The 17,766-nt window shown below is 71.1% G+C and carries 22 protein-coding genes and 1 tRNA gene; 11 read left to right on the top strand and 12 right to left on the bottom strand.

All coding sequences use genetic code 11. From position 1 onward, the window contains the following. Positions 1-52 precede the first annotated feature (52 nt). Both XM48_RS11685 and XM48_RS11690 read right to left on the bottom strand, forming a co-directional pair. A complete protein-coding gene (locus XM48_RS11685) occupies positions 53-865 on the bottom strand; it encodes an AraC family transcriptional regulator (protein WP_046455990.1) in 813 nt (270 codons plus the stop codon). Then, on the bottom strand, positions 862-1,362 hold the full coding sequence (locus XM48_RS11690; RefSeq protein WP_046455991.1) for a MarR family winged helix-turn-helix transcriptional regulator: 501 nt from the start codon (positions 1,360-1,362) through the stop codon (positions 862-864). Before XM48_RS11690 ends, XM48_RS11685 begins: the two co-directional genes overlap by 4 nt. A gap of 26 nt (positions 1,363-1,388) precedes the next feature. On the opposite strand from XM48_RS11690, the gene XM48_RS11695 reads away from it, so the two are divergent. Continuing rightward, positions 1,389-2,678, top strand: a complete 1,290-nt coding sequence (locus XM48_RS11695) for an NAD(P)/FAD-dependent oxidoreductase (protein ID WP_197074198.1) — start codon at positions 1,389-1,391, stop codon at positions 2,676-2,678. A 21-nt stretch (positions 2,679-2,699) separates the two neighbouring features. Here the strand turns inward: XM48_RS11695 and XM48_RS11700 are convergent, their stop codons facing one another. Continuing rightward, positions 2,700-3,797, bottom strand: coding sequence for a serine hydrolase (locus tag XM48_RS11700; protein WP_052961480.1), 1,098 nt, complete (start codon positions 3,795-3,797; stop codon positions 2,700-2,702). A 63-nt stretch (positions 3,798-3,860) separates the two neighbouring features. Further along, positions 3,861-4,373, bottom strand: coding sequence for a methylated-DNA--[protein]-cysteine S-methyltransferase (locus XM48_RS11705; protein ID WP_046455993.1), 513 nt, complete (start codon positions 4,371-4,373; stop codon positions 3,861-3,863). A gap of 128 nt (positions 4,374-4,501) precedes the next feature. On the opposite strand from XM48_RS11705, the gene XM48_RS11710 reads away from it, so the two are divergent. The 4 genes from XM48_RS11710 to XM48_RS11725 are packed head-to-tail and all read left to right on the top strand — an operon-like array spanning position 4,502 to position 6,953. Then, positions 4,502-5,026 (top strand): RNA polymerase sigma factor, encoded by a 525-nt coding sequence (locus tag XM48_RS11710; protein ID WP_231580875.1) that lies wholly within the window; start codon positions 4,502-4,504, stop codon positions 5,024-5,026. Then, positions 5,023-5,637 (top strand): methylated-DNA--[protein]-cysteine S-methyltransferase, encoded by a 615-nt coding sequence (locus XM48_RS11715; RefSeq protein WP_046455994.1) that lies wholly within the window; start codon positions 5,023-5,025, stop codon positions 5,635-5,637. The genes XM48_RS11710 and XM48_RS11715 overlap by 4 nt, the downstream gene beginning before the upstream one ends. After that, positions 5,634-6,323, top strand: coding sequence for an alpha-ketoglutarate-dependent dioxygenase AlkB (locus tag XM48_RS11720; protein WP_046455995.1), 690 nt, complete (start codon positions 5,634-5,636; stop codon positions 6,321-6,323). The genes XM48_RS11715 and XM48_RS11720 overlap by 4 nt, the downstream gene beginning before the upstream one ends. Before the next feature lie 15 nt (positions 6,324-6,338). Continuing rightward, positions 6,339-6,953, top strand: coding sequence for a DNA-3-methyladenine glycosylase I (locus XM48_RS11725; RefSeq protein WP_046455996.1), 615 nt, complete (start codon positions 6,339-6,341; stop codon positions 6,951-6,953). Here the strand turns inward: XM48_RS11725 and XM48_RS11730 are convergent. The 7 genes from XM48_RS11730 to XM48_RS11760 form a co-directional block, all read right to left on the bottom strand. Next, positions 6,947-7,192: a hypothetical protein gene (locus tag XM48_RS11730; protein WP_046455997.1), complete on the bottom strand. Its 246-nt coding sequence runs from the start codon at positions 7,190-7,192 to the stop codon at positions 6,947-6,949. The two genes, XM48_RS11725 and XM48_RS11730, sit on opposite strands and share 7 nt — an antisense overlap. After that, complete coding sequence (locus tag XM48_RS11735) at positions 7,185-8,294, bottom strand: fatty acid desaturase (protein ID WP_197074199.1); 1,110 nt, start codon at positions 8,292-8,294, stop codon at positions 7,185-7,187. The genes XM48_RS11730 and XM48_RS11735 overlap by 8 nt, the downstream gene beginning before the upstream one ends. Positions 8,295-8,448: 154 nt before the next feature. Next, on the bottom strand, positions 8,449-9,510 hold the full coding sequence (locus XM48_RS11740) for a S41 family peptidase (protein ID WP_084821149.1): 1,062 nt from the start codon (positions 9,508-9,510) through the stop codon (positions 8,449-8,451). Beyond that, the gene (locus XM48_RS11745; RefSeq protein WP_046455999.1) at positions 9,507-10,106 is read right to left on the bottom strand and encodes a hypothetical protein; all 600 of its coding nucleotides are present in this window, start codon (positions 10,104-10,106) and stop codon (positions 9,507-9,509) included. Before XM48_RS11745 ends, XM48_RS11740 begins: the two co-directional genes overlap by 4 nt. A gap of 190 nt (positions 10,107-10,296) precedes the next feature. Then, a tRNA-Arg gene (locus XM48_RS11750) sits at positions 10,297-10,372 on the bottom strand. 150 nt (positions 10,373-10,522) lie between these two features. After that, a complete protein-coding gene (locus XM48_RS11755; RefSeq protein ID WP_046456000.1) occupies positions 10,523-10,726 on the bottom strand; it encodes a cold-shock protein in 204 nt (67 codons plus the stop codon). A 124-nt stretch (positions 10,727-10,850) separates the two neighbouring features. After that, positions 10,851-11,132 (bottom strand): DUF4031 domain-containing protein, encoded by a 282-nt coding sequence (locus XM48_RS11760; RefSeq protein ID WP_046456001.1) that lies wholly within the window; start codon positions 11,130-11,132, stop codon positions 10,851-10,853. Between the two features lie 41 nt (positions 11,133-11,173). Here XM48_RS11760 and XM48_RS11765 point away from each other — a divergent pair, with 41 nt between their 5' ends. Together XM48_RS11765 and XM48_RS11770 are read left to right on the top strand one after the other, a co-directional pair. Further along, positions 11,174-12,391: an MFS transporter gene (locus tag XM48_RS11765; protein WP_046456002.1), complete on the top strand. Its 1,218-nt coding sequence runs from the start codon at positions 11,174-11,176 to the stop codon at positions 12,389-12,391. A 9-nt stretch (positions 12,392-12,400) separates the two neighbouring features. Continuing rightward, positions 12,401-13,288 (top strand): SDR family NAD(P)-dependent oxidoreductase, encoded by an 888-nt coding sequence (locus XM48_RS11770; RefSeq protein ID WP_052961481.1) that lies wholly within the window; start codon positions 12,401-12,403, stop codon positions 13,286-13,288. Here XM48_RS11770 and def read toward each other — a convergent pair. Continuing rightward, entirely contained in the window at positions 13,285-13,848 is a 564-nt protein-coding gene (gene def / locus XM48_RS11775) for a peptide deformylase (protein WP_046456003.1), read from the bottom strand. The genes XM48_RS11770 and def overlap by 4 nt on opposite strands. A gap of 96 nt (positions 13,849-13,944) precedes the next feature. Between def and XM48_RS11780 the strand changes: the two genes are divergently transcribed. From XM48_RS11780 to XM48_RS11795, 4 genes are all read left to right on the top strand, one after another. Continuing rightward, positions 13,945-15,600, top strand: a complete 1,656-nt coding sequence (locus tag XM48_RS11780) for an ABC transporter substrate-binding protein (RefSeq protein ID WP_046456004.1) — start codon at positions 13,945-13,947, stop codon at positions 15,598-15,600. Positions 15,601-15,618: 18 nt separating this feature from the next. Then, the gene (locus XM48_RS11785; protein WP_046456005.1) at positions 15,619-16,599 is read left to right on the top strand and encodes an ABC transporter permease; all 981 of its coding nucleotides are present in this window, start codon (positions 15,619-15,621) and stop codon (positions 16,597-16,599) included. Next, on the top strand, positions 16,592-17,422 hold the full coding sequence (locus tag XM48_RS11790; protein ID WP_046456006.1) for an ABC transporter permease: 831 nt from the start codon (positions 16,592-16,594) through the stop codon (positions 17,420-17,422). The genes XM48_RS11785 and XM48_RS11790 overlap by 8 nt, the downstream gene beginning before the upstream one ends. After that, positions 17,419-17,766: ATP-binding cassette domain-containing protein (locus XM48_RS11795; protein WP_046456007.1), on the top strand; the 348-nt coding region annotated here is incomplete at its 3' end. The genes XM48_RS11790 and XM48_RS11795, both read left to right, overlap by 4 nt.

Raw genomic sequence — 17,766 nt, forward strand, 5'->3', positions numbered from 1 at the left:
AACCGATCCTCGACGAGCCGCGCGCCCCCGTCTTGAACGGGATTGCACGGAGCTACGCCCGATAGCTCCCCGGTGTGCTCGCGACGTGGGAGCGGAATACCCGGTGGAAGTGGCTCTGATCCGCGAAGCCGAGCTCGGCGGCGACACCCGCGAGCGTGCCGCCTTCACGCAGCAGTCTTCGGGCGGCGTTGACCCGATGATCGTGGCGCCAGGAGGTCGGCGTCAGTCCCGTGGTCCGCTTCATGGCACGGATCAGCTGGAATCGACTCATCCCGGCGAGTTCCGCGAGCTCGCCGAGCGCCGGCGCCGTCTCGTCATCGCGGAGCCGCGCGATCACTGCCCGCAACCGCGTGCTCGTCTCCGGGTCGGAGACCGGCGCCTCCCGGTGCAGCGGTACGGCTCGCGCGCATCGGCGCAGACCGTTCCGCAACTCGTCGCCGATGCGAGCCGGATCCGGGACTCCGCCCGCGAACAAGCGTTCGTTGAGCGCATCGAATCGCCGGTGCAGCCCGGGTACCCGGAACACCGAGATGGCTCCGAGCAGCCGCTCCGTCTCCCCTGCCTCCGGGCCAGCCGCGCCGAGCAGCTGCCGGATCCAGGACTGGTCCGCGTGGATCATCTGGTACTCCCAGCGTCCGCCCTCGGGGTTGCAGGCGTGCACGTGCCCTGCGGGGATGCAGAGCACATCGCCCGACCGGAGCTCGACGGCCCGGCCGCTCGCACCGGTGAAGCTCGACTCGCCGGCGTCGATCAGGCCGATCGAGAAGCGGTCGTGCGTGTGCGGCCGGTAGCAGGCGACCTCGCGGCAGGACCGTCGCGATTCCAGCTGCGGAAGCGCTTCGCTGCGCCAGAACTCGGCGGTCACGAGGAGCCCTCGATGCTTCCGAACGCGTCCCGCTCCCGCAGCGCGACTACATGGGCGCGCTGCACGCTCGTGATGGTCTCGAGGAACCGCCGGACCGCTTCGAGCTCTTCCGTCGCGAAGCCCTCGGCGACGACCGCCGTGGACTCCGCGATGTGCGGGTCGATGAGCTCCCAGATCCGCCGGCCCGCGGTCGGGGTGAGCCTGACGATCAGCCGCCGCCCGTCCTCCGGATGGCGGGATCGCGAGACGTACCCGGCGTGCGCCAACCGGTCGAGCATCGTCGTCACGCTCCCCGAGGTGAGCGCCAGGCGATCCGCGATCTCGCGAGGGGTCAGCCCGTCGTCCCCCGAGTCCGCGAGCGCCTCGAGGCAGCGCTGGTCGGTGCGGTTCACCCCGAGGAGCCGAGCGGTCTCGCGGTCGAAATCGTCGACGGTCGATTGATAGTGCTGGATGGCCGGACCGAGCGCCGCGAGAGACTCAGGGATATTGCTTGACAATCAAGCTACCTCCGCTTCATGATTGCTTGAATATCAAGCTATCTCATCTGCGGCCCGGCGTCCACGCCGACGCCCGACTCATGGAGGACCCCATCATGCACGCGCTCATCATCGGCGGCGGCATCGCCGGCCCCGTCCTCGCGGTCGCCCTCAGCCGGGTCGGTATCGACTCGACCGTCTTCGAACGGGGAAGCCGCGACGACGATCGACGAGGCGCCTGGATCACCTTCCAGGCCAACGGCATGGACGCCCTGCGCGCCATCGGAATGGCGGAGTCCGTCGAAGCGCTCGGCTACCCCGTCGATCGCATCGGCTTCGTGAACGGATCCGGGCGCTCGCTGGGCGGCATGCCCATGGCCGCGCGGCGACCCGACGGCCAGGCATCGGTGGTGATGCCGCGTGCCGAGCTGTACCGGGCGCTCTCCGACCGGGCCGCGCAGCAGGGCGTCCGAGTGGAATACGACCGGGAGTTCGTCGGAGCCGAGCGCACCGTGACGGGCGTACGTGCACGATTCGCCGACGGCACGACGGCCGAGGGCGACATCCTGATCGGCGCGGACGGGATCCACTCTCGGGTCCGGCAGACGATCGATCCGGCGGCCGCGCCTCCGCGCTACGTCCCCGTCCTCAACGTCGGCGGCTTCATCCCGGGCCTCGCGGTCGATGCCCCCGACCAGGAATTCGTCATGCAGTTCGGCAGCCGCTGCTTCTTCGCCTGGATGCGGACGCCCGACGGCGGCACGATCTGGTTCGCGAATCCCCCGATGCGCCGTGAGCCGGCCCGGGGTGCGCTCTCCGCGATGAGCGACGCGGAATGGCGCGGGTGGCTTCGCGACCTCATGCGGGGCGACGCCGGACCGTCCGCCGAGATCCTCGAGGCAGCGCCCGCGCCGCTCACCGGATGGGCCACCTACGACATGCCCGTCGTGCGGAACTGGCACGACGGCGCCGGCCGCATGGTGCTGATCGGTGACGCAGCGCACGCGACCGCCCCCGCGGCGGGCCAAGGGGCGGCGATGTCGATCGAGGACGCCGTCGTACTCGCGCAGTGCCTGCGCGATTGCCCGGACACCGGCACCGCCTTCAGCCGTTTCGTCGAGCTGCGCCGAGCCCGCGTGGAACGGATCGTCGAGCACGGTCGCCGGAGCTCGGCGCGGAAGGCGGCGGGGCCGATCGGGCGGCTCGTGCGAGACACGATGATGCCGGTGATCTTCCGTCGCGCGGCGCGCGACGGCGGGGAATCCATGATGTGGTTGCAGGGCCACCACATCGACTTCGACGCGCCGGTCTTCGACCCTTCGGAGGCCACGAAGTGAGACCGTCGGACGGCCGACCGCTCACTGCAGTTCGGCGAAGAGCCGCATCACTTCCGGTCCCATCTCCAGCTGGGTGAGCACGACCCGGAACGAGCCGTCGGGATCCACGAAGAAGTCGGTGCCGAGGCCGCCCGACCAGCCGAAGCGCCCGGCATTCGGCCCCTGCGTCAGGACCGAGACTCCGAAGCCCCAGCCGGTGCCGTCCCAGAATCCGGGGAAGAAACTGTCCTCGGCCTTGATGCGCTCGGGAACCTGATCCGCCCGCATGAGGTCGAGCAGTTCGGGAGCGAGGAACGACCGCCCCTCGTGGCGGCCGCCGTCCGCAAGCATCCGCGCGAACGCCGCGAAATCGGCCGCCGTCGAGACGAGCTCGGAGTGGCTGAGATCGAAGGGAGCCGGAGCGGCCGACAGCCCGCCGGCCGCCGGTTCGACCTCGACCAGCGAACCGTCGGCGACGCGCCGCACGGCCGCGGGCAGCCGATGCGCCTGCTCGCGCGGCACGCTGAATCCGGTGTCGACCATGCCGAGCGGTTCGAAGAGCTCGCGCCGCAGGTGCGCGTCCAGTCCGCCGGTCGCCCGCGACAGGAGGATCCCGAGGATGCCGAAGGAGTGGTGGTACCGCCAGCCCTCCCCCGGGTGGAAGGCGAGCGGCAGCGACGCGATCGCGCGCAGCCAATCCTCCGCGCCGATGGCCAGCGGCTCCTGACCGGCTTCGACCCCCGCCTCCGCCATGGCCGCCCCCAACGGGCATGGCACCGTCATCACCCCGTACCCGGAGGTGTTCGTGAGCAGATGCCGGATGGTGATCGGACGCTCGGCGGGCACCGTGTCGTCGAGTTCCGCGTTCGGCTCGCGCAGCACCCGACGGTCGGCGAGCTCGGGCAGCCACCGCTCCACCGGGTCGTCGAGTCCCAGACGCCCCTGCTGCACCAGCCGCAGCGTCGCGACCGCGAGCACGGACTTCGTCATCGACTGGATGCGCACGATCGCGTCGGCGGGCAGCGCCCCGACCGCCACCGTTTCGAGGACGCCATCGGCGGCACCGTCGACGCCGACGAGTCCGGGGAACACCCCCTCGGCCGCGTGCCGTTCCAATACCGATCGCAGCGATTCCGTCATGCGTCGATTCAAGCGGCAGCGGCAGCCGGTGTCCACCGATCCGGTGCGGTGCACCGGGGATCCTCAGAACAGTCGGCTCCCCCGGACCTCGTCCGGCTCCTCGAGCTCCAGCAGGATCTGCTTCCGTCGCAGCCCGCCGCCGAACCCGGTGAGCTTGCCCCCGGCTCCGACCACGCGATGGCACGGGATCACGATGCTGACGGGGTTGCGCCCCACGGCCTGCCCCACCAGCTGCGACAGCGAACGATCACCGAGGCCGATGGCGATGTCGCCGTAGGTGACCCGCTCGCCGTAGGGGATCTCGCGCAGCCGCGCCCAGATCTGCTCCTGCATCGCATCGCCCGTGGTCACCGCGGGAACGTCGAAGACGCGTCGTTCCCCGGCGAAGTACTCGGCGAGCTCCCGGCCCGCCTGCGCGAACACCGGATCGGATCCGGCACCGACCCGGGAGCCCAGTCCGTCCAGCGGCGGAGTGAAGCGGTACCCCTCGAAGTACAGGCCGGCCAGCGCATCGCCGTCCGCGACCAGGAGGAGCGAGTCCACCTTCGAATCGATCACCGTATGCCGAATACTCATGCGTCGACGCTCCTTCCGCTCGCGCGGGTCCATCTTCTCGCACTGCAGACGTACGGGAGGTGCGGAACGTGAGATCGACTGTGCACCGGACATCGTTGCGAGAGGATTGTCGACGTGAGTCTCACGAAATGTCCTCCCGCACCGTCTGCAGTGCGATGAACACGAAACAGCCGTTCGAAGTCGTGGTCGAGCTCCACAGCACCACCGTGCTGCGCGTCTGCCGGTCGCTGCTCGGGATCCACGACGCCGATGATGCCTGGTCGGAGACCTTTCTCGCGGCGATGCGGGCCTACCCGGACCTGCCCGAGACCGCGAACGTCGAGGCCTGGCTCGTCACCATCGCCCGCCGCAAGTCCATCGACGTGCATCGGGCGAGCAAACGGAATCCGTTGCCCGTCGAGGAACTCCCCGAAGCGCCGACGGGGCTCGGAGTGCCCGGCGCCGAGGACACCGATCTGTGGCGGGCGGTCGGCGGGCTCCCGCCCAAGCAGCGCCAGGCGATCACCCTCCGATATCTGGTCGGGATGCCCTACGCCGAGATCGCCGCGATCCTCGGCGGAACCGTCGAAGCCGCACGCAGAGCGGCCGCCGACGGACTCAAGAACCTCAGAAGAACCTATCCGGGCACGAACACGGAAGGAGCACGATCATGAACGACATCCGAAACGAAGATCGTATCGCCGCCCTGACGGCACCCGTCACCCCCGACAAGCTCGCCGAGCTGCACCGGCGGCTGGAGGCCGCGGCGCAGTCCGAGGGGCTCCTCGACGTCGCCTACCGCATCGTCGACAGCCCCCTCGGCAAGCTGCTGCTCGCCTCCACCCCGCGGGGACTGGTCCGCGTCGCCTTCGCGACCGAGGACCACGACCGAGTGCTGGAGCATCTCGCCGCCAAGGTCAGTCCGCGCGTGCTGCGCGCACCGAAGCGGCTCGACACCGCGGCCCGCGAGCTCGACGAGTACTTCGAGCGCAGGCGGAGGACCTTCGACCTCGCACTCGACCTCTCGCTCTCCAAGGGATTCCGCCAGCTCGTGCAGCAGCACCTGCCCGAGATCGACTACGGGCAGACCCGCAGCTACAAGCAGATGGCTGAGATGGTCGGGAACCCGAAGGCGGTCCGCGCCGTCGGCACCGCCTGCGCCACCAATCCGCTGCCCGTCGTGGTCCCCTGCCACCGCGTGCTCCGCACCGACGGCACGCTCGGCGGATACATCGGCGGGCTCGAGGCCAAGACCGCCCTGCTCGAGATGGAACGGTCGGCATGACCGAGCTCTTCGAGTTCCCCTCCGAGCCGGAGCGCCCGTCGGAACTCGCCGATGGTGCGATCCACGTGCCCGGCTGGCTGACGCTCGAACAGCAGGCATGGATCGTCGGTCGGTTCCGCACCTGGACGGCGGGCCCGGTCCCGATCCGCGCTGCGAAGGTGCGCGGACACGAGATGTCGGTGCGCACCGTCTGCCTCGGCTGGCACTGGCAGCCCTACCGGTACACGCGCGAAGCCACCGATGTGAACGGGCAGCGCGTCCTCCCCTTCCCCGACTGGATGGTCCGGCTCGGGCGACGCGCGCTGCGCGAGGCCGGCTACCCCGACCACCAGGTCTCCGCGTACACCCCGGATACCGCGCTCGCGAACTTCTACGACGAGAGCGCACGGATGGGGATGCACCAGGACCGGGACGAGCAGACGCTCGCCCCCATCGTCTCGCTGTCGATCGGCGACGCCTGCACCTTTCGATTCGGCAACACGGAGCACCGCAACCGGCCCTACACCGACCTGCGGCTCCGTTCCGGCGACCTGTTCGTGTTCGGCGGAGCATCTCGGCTGGCCTACCACGGCGTCACCCGAGTCCACCCGTTCACGGCACCGGACGGCTGCGGACTCGACGGCGCCGACGGACGGAGCGCCGGCCGGATCAACATCACCATGCGCATGACCGGCCTCGACGGCTGAGACGAACGGAGAGACATGATCGGAACGCACGAGGATCCCGGAGTCGTGATCGGCGACGACGGGCTCGCCCGGCCCGCTTGGGCATCCGTCGATCCACTGCTGCGCGAGTACTACGACACCGAGTGGGGCATGCCCGTCACCGACGAACGCGGCGTCTTCGAGCGCGTCTCGCTCGAGGGGTTCCAGGCCGGTCTCTCCTGGGCGACGATCCTGCGCAAGCGTCCCGCGTTCCGCGCCGCCTTCGACGGCTTCGATCCGGATCTGATCGCGGCGTACGACGATCAGGACGTCGAACGCCTCCTCGCCGATGCGGGGATCGTGCGCAACCGGCAGAAGATCCTCGCCGCCATCGGCAACGCGCGCGCCACGATCGCGCTGCGGGAGGACGTGGGCCTGTCGGCGCTGATCTGGTCGTTCCAACCCGACGAGACCCCGCGGCCGCGGCGCTTCGAGGAGATCCCGACGACCTCGCCCGAGTCCGTCGCACTCTCGAAGGAGCTCCGACGCCGCGGCTTCGCCTTCGTCGGACCGACGACGATGTTCGCCCTCATGGAGGCGATCGGGATCATCGACACCCACCTGATCGGTTCCCACCGCCGAGGCAGCTCGGGGGTCTGGCCCGCTCAGTAGCGGCTGGACGCGGCGGTCAGCGCCTCGGCGAAGGAGCGATGCCTGGTCGAGCGATCGCCGTCCTGCAGACCGCTCACCTGCCAGTACTGCCCGGTGCGGACGACCTCGGCGATGCGGGTGCCCCGCATCGAGACGGCGATGTGCGACCTGAGCAGGCGGGTCGCGAGGAAGGTCTCACCGCCCACCTCGAACTCGGCCCCGTTCGGAACGCCGAATCCGCCGGCGATCCGCTCAGGCACGCCGGTACTCGGCGGTGATCGGGCACTCGAACGGATCCCGCGCCGCGAGCCCGACCCTGTTGAGGTAGGCGATCACGATCGCGTAGGACCGCCAGAGCGAGGTCTCCGTGTACGGGACGCCCAGCGTGCGGCAGTGCTCGCGGACGATGGTTCGCGCCCGTGCCAGGTGCGGGCGCGCCATGCTCGGGAACAGGTGGTGCTCCACCTGGTAGTTGAGGCCGCCCATGAGCCAGGTCGCCCACCAGCCGCCCCGGATGTTGCGCGAGGTGCGCACCTGCTTCGTGAAGAAGTCGAGTTTCGCGTCGTGCGCGATCACCGGCATGCCCTTGTGGTTGGGGGCGAACGAGGCGCCCATGTAGACGCCGAACACCGCGAGCTGCACCCCCATGAACGCGCAGGCCATGCCGAACGGGAGCAGGAGGAACACGGGCACGAGGATCAGCGCGAATCGCGCGGCGATGATGCCGATCTCGATCCAGCGTCCCCGCACCGGTTCGCGGCTCGCGAGGTGCCCGAAGCTCTGCCGGTGCAGGTTCAGCCCCTCCAGGGTGAGCAGCGGGAAGAACAGCCAGCCCTGGCGCTTCGTCAGCATGCGGCGGAACCCGCGGGCCTCGACCGCGTCCTCCTCGAGGAAGGAGATCGTGTCGACCTCGATGTCGGGATCCTTGCCGACCCGGTTCGGGTTCGAGTGGTGCCGCGAGTGCTTCGAATCCCACCACGAGTAGCTCATGCCGATCGCACCGGCGAGGATCCGGGCGAGCCGGTCGTTCGCCGGACCCGTCGCCAGGATCTGCCGGTGCGCCGCCTCGTGCGCGAGGAACGCGATCTGGGTGAAGATGATGCCGAGCGCGGCGGCGATGAGCAGCTGGTACCAGGTGTCGCCCAGCAGGATGAAGCCCGTGATCGCCCCGCCCAGAGCGAGCAGCAGCGCGGTTCCGACGGCCAGGTAGAACCACGGGGCGCGGCGCAGGAGCCCGGACTCGCGCACGACCTGGGAGACCCGGGTGTAGGCCTTCGCGATCGGCGGGAAGTCGCCGGCCTTCGCGCGCGTCGGCCGGAGCGGGCCGGGCCCGTCGAGTGTGCGGGGAGCAGTCGATGACACGATCGGCACCTGTCTCGTTATGAACTACCGGTCGCGGCAACTCAGGTGAAGCCACAGGCGGTCGCCGATCGCTTCCCTCACCGTAGCCGACGAACCATGCCGACAGCTGTACATTGCGCAGAACCCTCCGCACCGAACGGCGGACCTGTGGCGGCTAGCCGCCGGACCCGCTCGGGCACTGCTGCAGGACCCAGCTCCGGGCCGCGTCGAGGGCGGATCCGTCTTCCGGATCCGCCGGATGATCGGGTGGGATCGCCCCCTCGAAGAAGGTGCCGTCGCGGTCGCCCATCAGCGCGAAGGACAGCGTGACCTGGGCGCCGTCGGGAAGCAGGAAGCCGCCGTTGACCGTCGTGTATCCGGCGCTCTCCGATCCGAAGGTCGCGGTCCTCGTCTGCCCGGCGAAGGCCAGCAGCACCATCTCGGCCGCGCTCGCCGACCGCGTCGACTGCAGGAGCGCGACCGGTCGCCCCGCCAGTTTGGTCGGCGCGCCCGGGAGCTCCGGGGCGATCACGAGCCCGGGCAGGCCGAGCCGATCGAGTGCGCCGAACCGTCCCGCGAACACGGGCAGGCCGTCCCACCGCCGACCGTCCCAGCTCAGGGAGGTCCCGCTGACGCGGACCGCGCTCGCGCGGCCGTCGCGCGTGCGGAACCGCTCGACCGTGCCGTCGTCGAGCAGCGGGCTCGCCGCGAGGATCATGGCCCAGGGAGATCCTCCGTCGTTCTGCCCCACGTCGACGACCCACCCGCACGCGGAGCGGGCCTGTGCGGAATCGAAGATCTCGCTCGCCGCGCGGAGGTACCGATCCTGGTCATCCGCGTGGACGCTGGAGAAGCCCGGGATCGTCAGGATGCCGAGCCGCCCGTCGTACCGCACGGTCGGGGTCGTGCGGGACCACGGGGCATCGGGCTGTGTCGCGGAGGCGGTCTGCACGGGCGTCGAGAAGTGGCTGTGGCGCCCGCCCGCGGCGCGACTCAGGCGGCTCAGTGCGGCGTAGGTATCGGAAGGAACTTCGGCCGCGCGCAGCACGGGGAGCTCCTCCGCGAGCGCCTCGTCCCACTCAGGCGTGTCGACGTAGTAGCCGACCTGCAACCCGGAGAGCGCCCGGTCGACGTAGGCGCGGACCCCGGAATCGCCGACCGGCGCGGCGGCGATGCTCAGCAGCATCGCACCCCCGACGATCGCGACCGTCATCGATCGCCGGGCGTTCCGCCTCATGCCGACGGCGCTCCGGTGAACTCGATGCTGGCGAGGATCCGTTCGCGCAGCTGCGTCGCCTCGGCGTCGGCGAGGCTCACCGGGGTCTCGATCTGGACCGACCACTGCCGGTCGCCATGGATCCCGCCGACCCAGTAGGAGCGGAGCTCAGCGCCCACCGCCTCGGCCGCCCAAGCCTCGGCCCCGTCGATCGTCCGGTTCTCGAGACGGGTCGGCCGGGGGTCGTACGTCGACACTTCGATGGAGGCTCGCGCGTAGGCGTCGAGATCGTTCTGCACCGACTGCAGTTCGCTCGCGGTGACGGTCGCCGGGTATCCGTCGTCGAGCACCGCCGTCGCGGACGCCGTCAACCGAGTCGAAACGGGGAGCCAGCGAAGGTCCTCGGTGACGCGCAGCGTCAGAACCGGGATCTCGACCGCCGCGCCGCGCGCCGGCTCGACGCTCGGCGCTTGCGACGTCGGCGGAGCCGACTCGCTCGGCGCCGTGCGCGTCGTGGACGGCTTCGGCGCATCCCCCGCATCGGTGCAGCCGGCGACTCCCCCGATCAGCAGGAGCGCGCTCAGCAGGATGCCGGTTCGGGTGTGAAGGTGTCGCACGGGAGCTCCCTCGCTACGGTCGACGACTTTCGAAGGATTCTCTCACGTCCGACGAGACCAGTACGAGGGCTCGTACACGTCGTCGTTCCCGACTCGGAGCTTCCGGCGCGCAACGCTGCGGCCGGAGCGCCAGCGAGGAAGGCCCGGGCGGAACCGACTTCCTGGTCGATCGGAACGCTCGGATCAGGTGTGGTGCCCCCGGCAGGATTCGAACCTGCGACCAACGGATTAGAAGGCCGTTGCTCTATCCACTGAGCTACGGAGGCGGGTACTTCGAGGGTACACGGCGAGACCTTGCGGGCTCGCGAGAAGACCGGACAGCCTCAGAGAGGCGGCCCGGTCTGCGTGCTCGGCCACCGGCCGATCACCCGCGAAGCATTCCGGGGGCCGCGCCGTGCGCGGACCCCGACACGTGCTTACAGCGCGCGGATGTTGGTGGCCTGCGGGCCCTTCTGACCCTGCTCGGTCTCGAACTCGACCTTCTGGTCCTCGACCAGGTCGCGACGGCCGCTGCCCTGGATCGCGCTGAAGTGCGCGAAGACGTCGGCGGAGCCGTCGTCGGGTGCGATGAAGCCGTAGCCCTTTTCGGAGTTGAACCATTTGACGGTGCCAGTGGCCATAACGTCTTTCCTTCGGTTGTTCTGGATCACTCGTGGTGATCCGTGTGACCGCCGCGACGGCGTCGCTGCGGAGCTTCTTATCTTTCCGGATTCTGCCCGGATGTGCCACCTCAAGCCGTACGGATTATCGGTGGGCGTTCTCCCGCCGTTGCCGTCCGGTGACCCGGAGGCCGGACGCGATGAGACGGCGCACGAGTTCGTGACCGCTCACGGAGACAGCGCCCGCGGCGATGAGCCGCGCGTGCGACTCCTCGGGTACATCGTAGTGGTCGAGGTCGAATCCGCGGGCAGGAATGCCGTTCGCCGCGGCGAAATCGTGCAGCTCCTCGACCGAGGCGTCGCTCACGAGGTGGGACCAGAGCCGCCCGTACGCCGGCCAGGCCGGGGGGTCGATCAGCACGGTCATACGTTCGATCCTACGCGCCGCGGAGCGACTAGGCTTGTTCGGTGCCCCGCGATTCGAAGACCCGACTCCCGTTCGAGGTCTGGGCCCTCGTCGCCGGCGGGTTCACGGTCGCGCTCGGCTACGGCGTGGTCGCTCCGACGATCCCGCAGTACGCGCACGCCTTCGGCGTGACGAACCTCGCGGCGTCCGCCATCGTCAGCGCGTTCGCGCTCATGCGCCTCGTCTCCGCCCCGCTGGCGGGCTGGGTCGTGGGCCGCCTCGGCGAACGGCGCACCTATTCGACGGGCATCCTCATCGTCGCCCTCTCGACGGGTGCCTGCGCCCTCGCGAACAGCTATCCGCAGCTCCTGGTGCTGCGCGCCGCCGGCGGTATCGGATCGACGATGTTCACGGTCGCGGCGACGGCGCTGCTCATCAAGGTGAGCCCCGTGCAGGCCCGCGGACGAGTCGCGAGCGTCAACGCCGCCGGGTTCCTGCTCGGCACGCTGCTGGGCCCCGTGCTCGGCGCGCTGGTCGCGGGCTTCGGCCTGCGCGCCCCCTTCGTCTTCTACTTCGCCACGCTCGTGATCGCCGCCGCCGTGGTCTGGTTCGCGCTCCGTCGATCCACGATCGTCGGGCGGCACGACGGCGCCGACGCCGAGCCCCCGCTCCGCTTCGGCGAGGCACTGCGGATCCCGAGCTACCGGACGCTCCTCGCCTCCGTGTTCGCGTTCGGCTGGTCGTCTTTCGGCGTGCGCGTCTCGGTGGTCCCGCTGCTCATCGCCGCGACGTTCCCGGGGCAGCCCGCGCTCGCCGGCTGGGTGCTCGCGGCGTACGCGGCGGGCAATGCGATCCTGATCTTCCCCTCCGGCCGGTGGAACGACCGGTTCGGACGCCGCCCGCTGCTCATCACCGGCATGGCGGTCACCGCCCTCGGGTACGCGGCGCTGCCGGCCGCGCAGTCGATCTGGGTGACGCTCGGGATCATGCTGGTCGCGGGCGCGGGATCCGCGCTCGTGAACCCGGGGCAGCAGGCCGTCCTGGCCGATGTCGTCGGCAAGCGGCGCGGCGGCGGCGTGGTCGCCGGGTACTCGATGGCGAGCGACCTGGGCGGCGTCCTGGGCCCCCTCGTCGCGGGCGCGATCGTCGATGCGGCGGGCTTCGGCTGGGCCTTCGCGGTCACCGCCGCACTGCTCGCGCTCGCCGCCCTCGCCTGGTCGTTCACCCCCGTCGCCGGGAGTTCGACCGCTCGTGACCGGAACGTCAGCAGCACCGGGTAGGCTGCGGCCATGCAGGCCTCCTCGACTCCCCACGCTGCGCCCGTTCCCGCCGTCTCCGCTCCCGGCGACACCGACGGCGAACCGCGCGTCGCCGTCGTCTCGGGCGCCGGCTCCCCCGACGGCATCGGTTTCGCCGTCGCCCGCCGGCTCGTGCAGTCCGGGTACCGCGTCGTCGTCGGCGCCACCACCGACCGCATCGAGCAGCGCGCGGCGGAGCTCCGGGCGCTGATCGCGCCCCGCCCGACCCCGCGACGCGCGCGTCAGACCGACCTCGGGCGCGCGAGCACCCCCGTCGCGATCGGCGTCGTGGCCGACCTCACCGAGGCCGAGGGCGCGCAGCGCATGGTCGACGCGGCGATCGAGACCTACGGTCGCATCGACGCGGTCGTGAACAACGCGGGCATGACCTCGGTCTCCGATCCTCAGGATCCCCAGTCGATCGACGGGCTCGACCTGGCCGGCTGGGAGCACGCGCTGACGCGCAACCTCACGACGGCCTACCTGCTCACCCGGGCCGCGATCCCGCACCTCGCGGCAGCGCCGCACGGGCGCATCGTCACCGTCTCATCGGTGTCGGGGCCCCTGCTCGCCTACCGCGGCGACGTGGGCTATCACGCAGCCAAGGCCGGCCTCGTCGGACTCACCCGCTCGCTCGCGGTCGACCTCGCCTCCAGCGGCACCACGTCGAACGCCGTTGCTCCGGGCTGGATCCGCACGGGCTCCGCGACGGAGCACGAGAACCGCATGGGCGACGCGACACCGCTCGGCCGCTCGGGCACCCCAGACGAGGTCGCGGCCGTCGTGGAGTTCCTCGCGTCACCGGGTGCGTCGTACGTCACGGGCCAGGTGCTCGTCGTCGACGGCGGCAACGCCATTCAGGACGAGAAGGGGCTCTAGCCCTCGAGGTCGTCGATGCCCGGGGTCCAGCTCAGTCCTGGGCGACCCCAGCCGTTCTTGCGGAGCGCCTTCTGCGCACCCTTGCTCTCGGGGTGCAGCAGGCGGTCGACGTAGAGCAGGCCGTTCAGGTGGTCGAACTCGTGCTGCAGAATCCGCGCGAACCAGCCGCTGGCCTCGATCTCGAACGGCTTGCCGTCGATGTCCTGAGCGCGCAGCAGCGCGCGCGGTGATCGACGCAGCGCGAAGCGCTCCCCCGGGAACGACAGGCAGCCCTCGATCTCGTCGTCGCCGGGCAGTCCCGGCTCGAGCGGTGCGATCCACAGCTCGGGGTTGATCGCGACACCCTGCTCGGGAGCCTCGTCCTGATCGTCGTACATCCAGACGAAGAGGCGCTTGCCGACTCCCACCTGGGGGCCCGCGAGGCCGACTCCCGGCGCGGCGACGGTGGTCTCGTACATGTCATCGACCAGGGTGCGCAGCGACGCATCGAACTCGGTGATGGGCTCTGCGGGGCGGTGCAGCACGGGCTCGCCGCTGATCAGGATGGGAAGAACTGCCATGGATCCAAGCCTATCGACGCGCGCGCTCGGGACTGTGCGAGAATGGACGTCGGTGTTTTTGCACCGCGTTCAACAACATCGACAGGATCCCCGCGCATGCGTCCCGCTCCCTCACGCCTCGTCACGACGGCCCTCGCCGCCATCGCCGTCACCGCACTGACCCTCCCGCTCGCAGCGTGCAGCGGATCCGGCACGGCCGCCGCGCCGCGCTCCGGCCCCGCCGACACGCTCGTCTACGCCACCGGCGATGCCGAGCCCACGTGCCTCGACCCGCACGTCGGCGGCAACTTCCCGCAGGCGCTGCTCGGTTCGCAGGTGCTCGAATCGCTCGTCGGCCTCGACGAGAAGCGCGAGATCGTGCCCTGGCTCGCCGAGAAGTGGCAGCAGAGCCCCGACGGCCTCACTTGGGACTTCACCCTCAAGCCCGGACTGACCTTCACCGACGGCACTCCGGTCGACGCCGCCGCCGTCAAGGCGAACATCGAGCACCTCCAGGATCCGAAGACCGCGTCGTCCACCGGCTACCTGGCCGTGCAGCAGGTGAAGCGCGTGGAGGTCGTCTCCCCCACGGTCGCGCGGTTCCACCTCGTACGCCCCGACGCCGCGCTCCTCGAGTCCCTCGCGCAGCCCTGGGTCGCGATCGAATCGCCGAAGGGGATCGCGCGCGGCCAGGAGGCGAACTGCCTCGCCCCCGTGGGCACCGGTCCGTTCACCGTCGCCAAGTGGAGCAAGCAGGATCGCGTCGAGCTGACCCGCAACCCCGACTACCGCTCCGCCCCGCAGGGCACCGAACCGCCCCCGAAGGACGCGGTGCAGAAGGTCACCTGGCGCTTCATCCCCGACGCGACCTCGCGCTACGCGGCGCTGCAGAGCGGCGAGGTCGACGTGATCGACAACCCGCTCCCCGACCAGATCTCGCAGGTCGAGAAGGGCGGCGCCATCGCGCACCTGAACGCGCCGCGCCCCGGGGCCAGCAACCGCATCGAGCTGAACACCGGCCAGGCCCCCTTCGACGACGAACGCGTGCGCAAGGCGTTCATCGCATCCGTGAACGTGAACGCCGCCGTCGAGTCCCTCTTCGACGGCACCGCCGAGCGCTCCGCCAGCGCGCTGTCGAGCGTCGAGCCCCTCGCCCTGCAGTCGAAGAGCGCGTATGTGTACAACCCCCGCGTCGCGAAGGATCTGCTCGACGAGGCCGGCTGGACGAAGCGCGACGCCGACGGCGTTCGCACCAAGGACGGCAAGCGCCTCGAGGTCCGGTTCCCCGTCAGCACCGACCAGTCGGTGCCCGCCGAGCAGGCGCTGTTCCAGCAGCTGCAGGCCGGCGCGAAGGAGGCCGGCTTCGACGTCAAGATCTCGCTGCTCGACCTGTCGAGCTGGTACGGCGCGCTCGGTGCCCACGAGTACGAACTGGTCAGCGCGCCCTACACCAAGATCGGCCCGGACGTGCTGCGGTTCCTCTACCACAGCGACGCTACGGTGCCCGCTCCGAGCGGCTACTTCGCGAACCACGCGATGATCAAGGATCCGGAACTCGACCGCCAGCTCGGCATCATCGGCACCGACAGCGATCCGACGCAGCGCGCGGCGGCGGCCAAGGCCGCGCAGGAGCGCATCGCGCAGCTCTCGATCATCCTGCCGCTCTACGACCAGCAGAACCACTTCCTCTACCGCTCCGACCTGCGCGGCTTCCGCGCGCTGCCGACGGTCAGCACCCCCGTGCTCGCCGACGCCGTCGTGGGCGCGAAGTAGCGGGGATACGATTCCCCGGTGAGCACGAGCGCGGCGCGACCGCCGCATCCGACCCTCCGCCGAGCCGCGATCGCGCTCGGCGGAGCGATCGCCGTGCTCTTCACCGTCGCGACCCTCGCGTTCCTGGCGCTCCAGCTGCTGCCCGGCGACTCCGCCGAAGCCGCCGTCGGCGGCCCCGGCAGCCAGGCCAGCGCGGAGGCGCTGTCCGCCGCTCGCGCGCAGTACGGCCTGGATCGCCCGATCGTCGTCCAGTACCTGGACTTCCTCGGCCGGCTGCTCCGAGGCGACCTCGGCACGTCGTACGCGCAGAAGATCCCGGTGACCGATGTGCTGGCGCACGCGCTGCCCCCGACGCTCGCGCTGGCCGCGACGGCGCTCCTGGGCGCCTGGGTGCTCGCGTTCCTGAGCCTGCTCATCGCGAGCGGCCGGTCCCGCGTCGCGCGCGCCACCGCCTCCGCGCTCGATCTCGTCGCGGCGGCGATGCCGAACTTCTGGCTCGCGAGCCTGCTCGTGCTGCTCTTCGCCGGCACCCTCGGATGGCTCCCGGCGGTGAGCACGGGCGGCCCGTCCGGCCTCGTGCTCCCCGCGCTCGCGCTGGCGATCCCGACGGCGGGCTTCATCGCGCAAGTGTGCCGCAGCGGTATCGACGACGCCCGCTCGGCGCCCTTCATCGACAGCGCCCGCGCTCGCGGCGAGACGCAGCTCGGCCTGCGCTTCCGCCACGTGCTCCGCCACGGGATCGTCCCCGGCCTCACGCTGACGGGGTGGGCGCTCGGCTCGCTGCTCGGCGGGGCGGCGGTGATCGAGGTGATCTTCGCCCGGCCCGGACTCGGACGCACCCTCGTCAGCGCGGTGCTCGCCCGCGACGTCCCGGTGGTCCTCGGCGGCGTGCTGGTCAGCGCGCTCGCCTACGTGGTCGTGACCCTGGTCACGGATCTGCTGGTCGCGCGCCTCGATCCGCGCACCGAGGGCCGGATCGAGGCGATGGCCCGTGTCTGAGTTCCGCCGTCCGCGCGCGAGCGCAGTCGAGATCGCGGCCGGGATCGTCGCCGCCGTGCTGCTCCTCGCCGTCGCGGTCCCCGATCTGCTCGCCCCGCACGATCCCCTCGCCATCGCACCGGATCAGGCGTTCCTCCCGCCCGGCGGCGCGCATCCCCTCGGCACCGACGAGTCCGGCCGCGACATCCTCAGCCGCGTGATCTTCGGAGCTCGGGACTCGCTGCTCATCGGTCTCGCCGCCACCGCGGCCGGCCTCGGCCTCGGCCTGGTGCTCGGCGGCCTCGCCGGGGGCAGCGCGAGGCGCGGCCTGGCCCCGCTGCGCTTCGCCGCCGATCGGATCATCGAAGCGCTCTTCTCGTTCCCGGGACTGCTACTCGCGCTCCTCATCATCGCGATCCGCGGCCCAGGAGTCTCCTCGGTCGTGATCGCGGTCGCCCTCGGTACCGCCCCCGGGTACGCGCGGATGGTCCGTGGCGGCATCCGCTCCGCCATCGGATCCGCCCCCGTCGAGGCGGCCCGGTCGCAGGGCGATCGCGCGCTGCGCGTCTGGTCGACGCTCATCCTCCCCGAGGCGATGCGTCCCGTCATCGTGCTGGCGGCGCTCGGCATCGGCCACGCCGTGATCCTCTCGGCCGCGCTCGGCTTCCTGGGCCTCGGCAGCCCGCCGCCCGCGCCCGAGTGGGGCTCGATGCTCAACGCCGGGCGCCCCTATCTCGTGCGCGCCTGGTGGCTGACCGTGTTCCCCGGCGCCTGCATCATGCTCACCGGACTCGCGGCGACCGTGCTCGGCCGCGCGCTCGACCGCCGCGGGGGGTTCCGATGACCGCTCGCGACGCCGAGGTCCTGGCCGCGATCACCGATCTCACCGTCCGCTTCCCCTCGCAGGATCGCGCCGCCGTCGACCGGGTCTCGCTCGAGGTCCGCTCCGGCGAGGTCGTCGCGCTCGTCGGCGAGTCCGGATCCGGCAAGTCGCTGACCGGCCGCGCACTGCTCGACCTGCTGCCGCCGCTCGCGCGGGCGTCCTGGAGCGCGCGCCGGATCGCGGGCACCGCGGGGCCCGCGGTCGCGGCTCCCGAACGCGATGCGAGCGCTTGGGCCCGCCTCCGCGGTTCGGCGGCGGCGCTCGTGCCCCAGGACGCGCTCGGCGCGCTCGATCCGCTGCGCCGC

Source organism: Leucobacter sp. Ag1, from assembly GCF_000980875.1.
GTDB lineage: Bacteria > Actinomycetota > Actinomycetes > Actinomycetales > Microbacteriaceae > Leucobacter > Leucobacter iarius.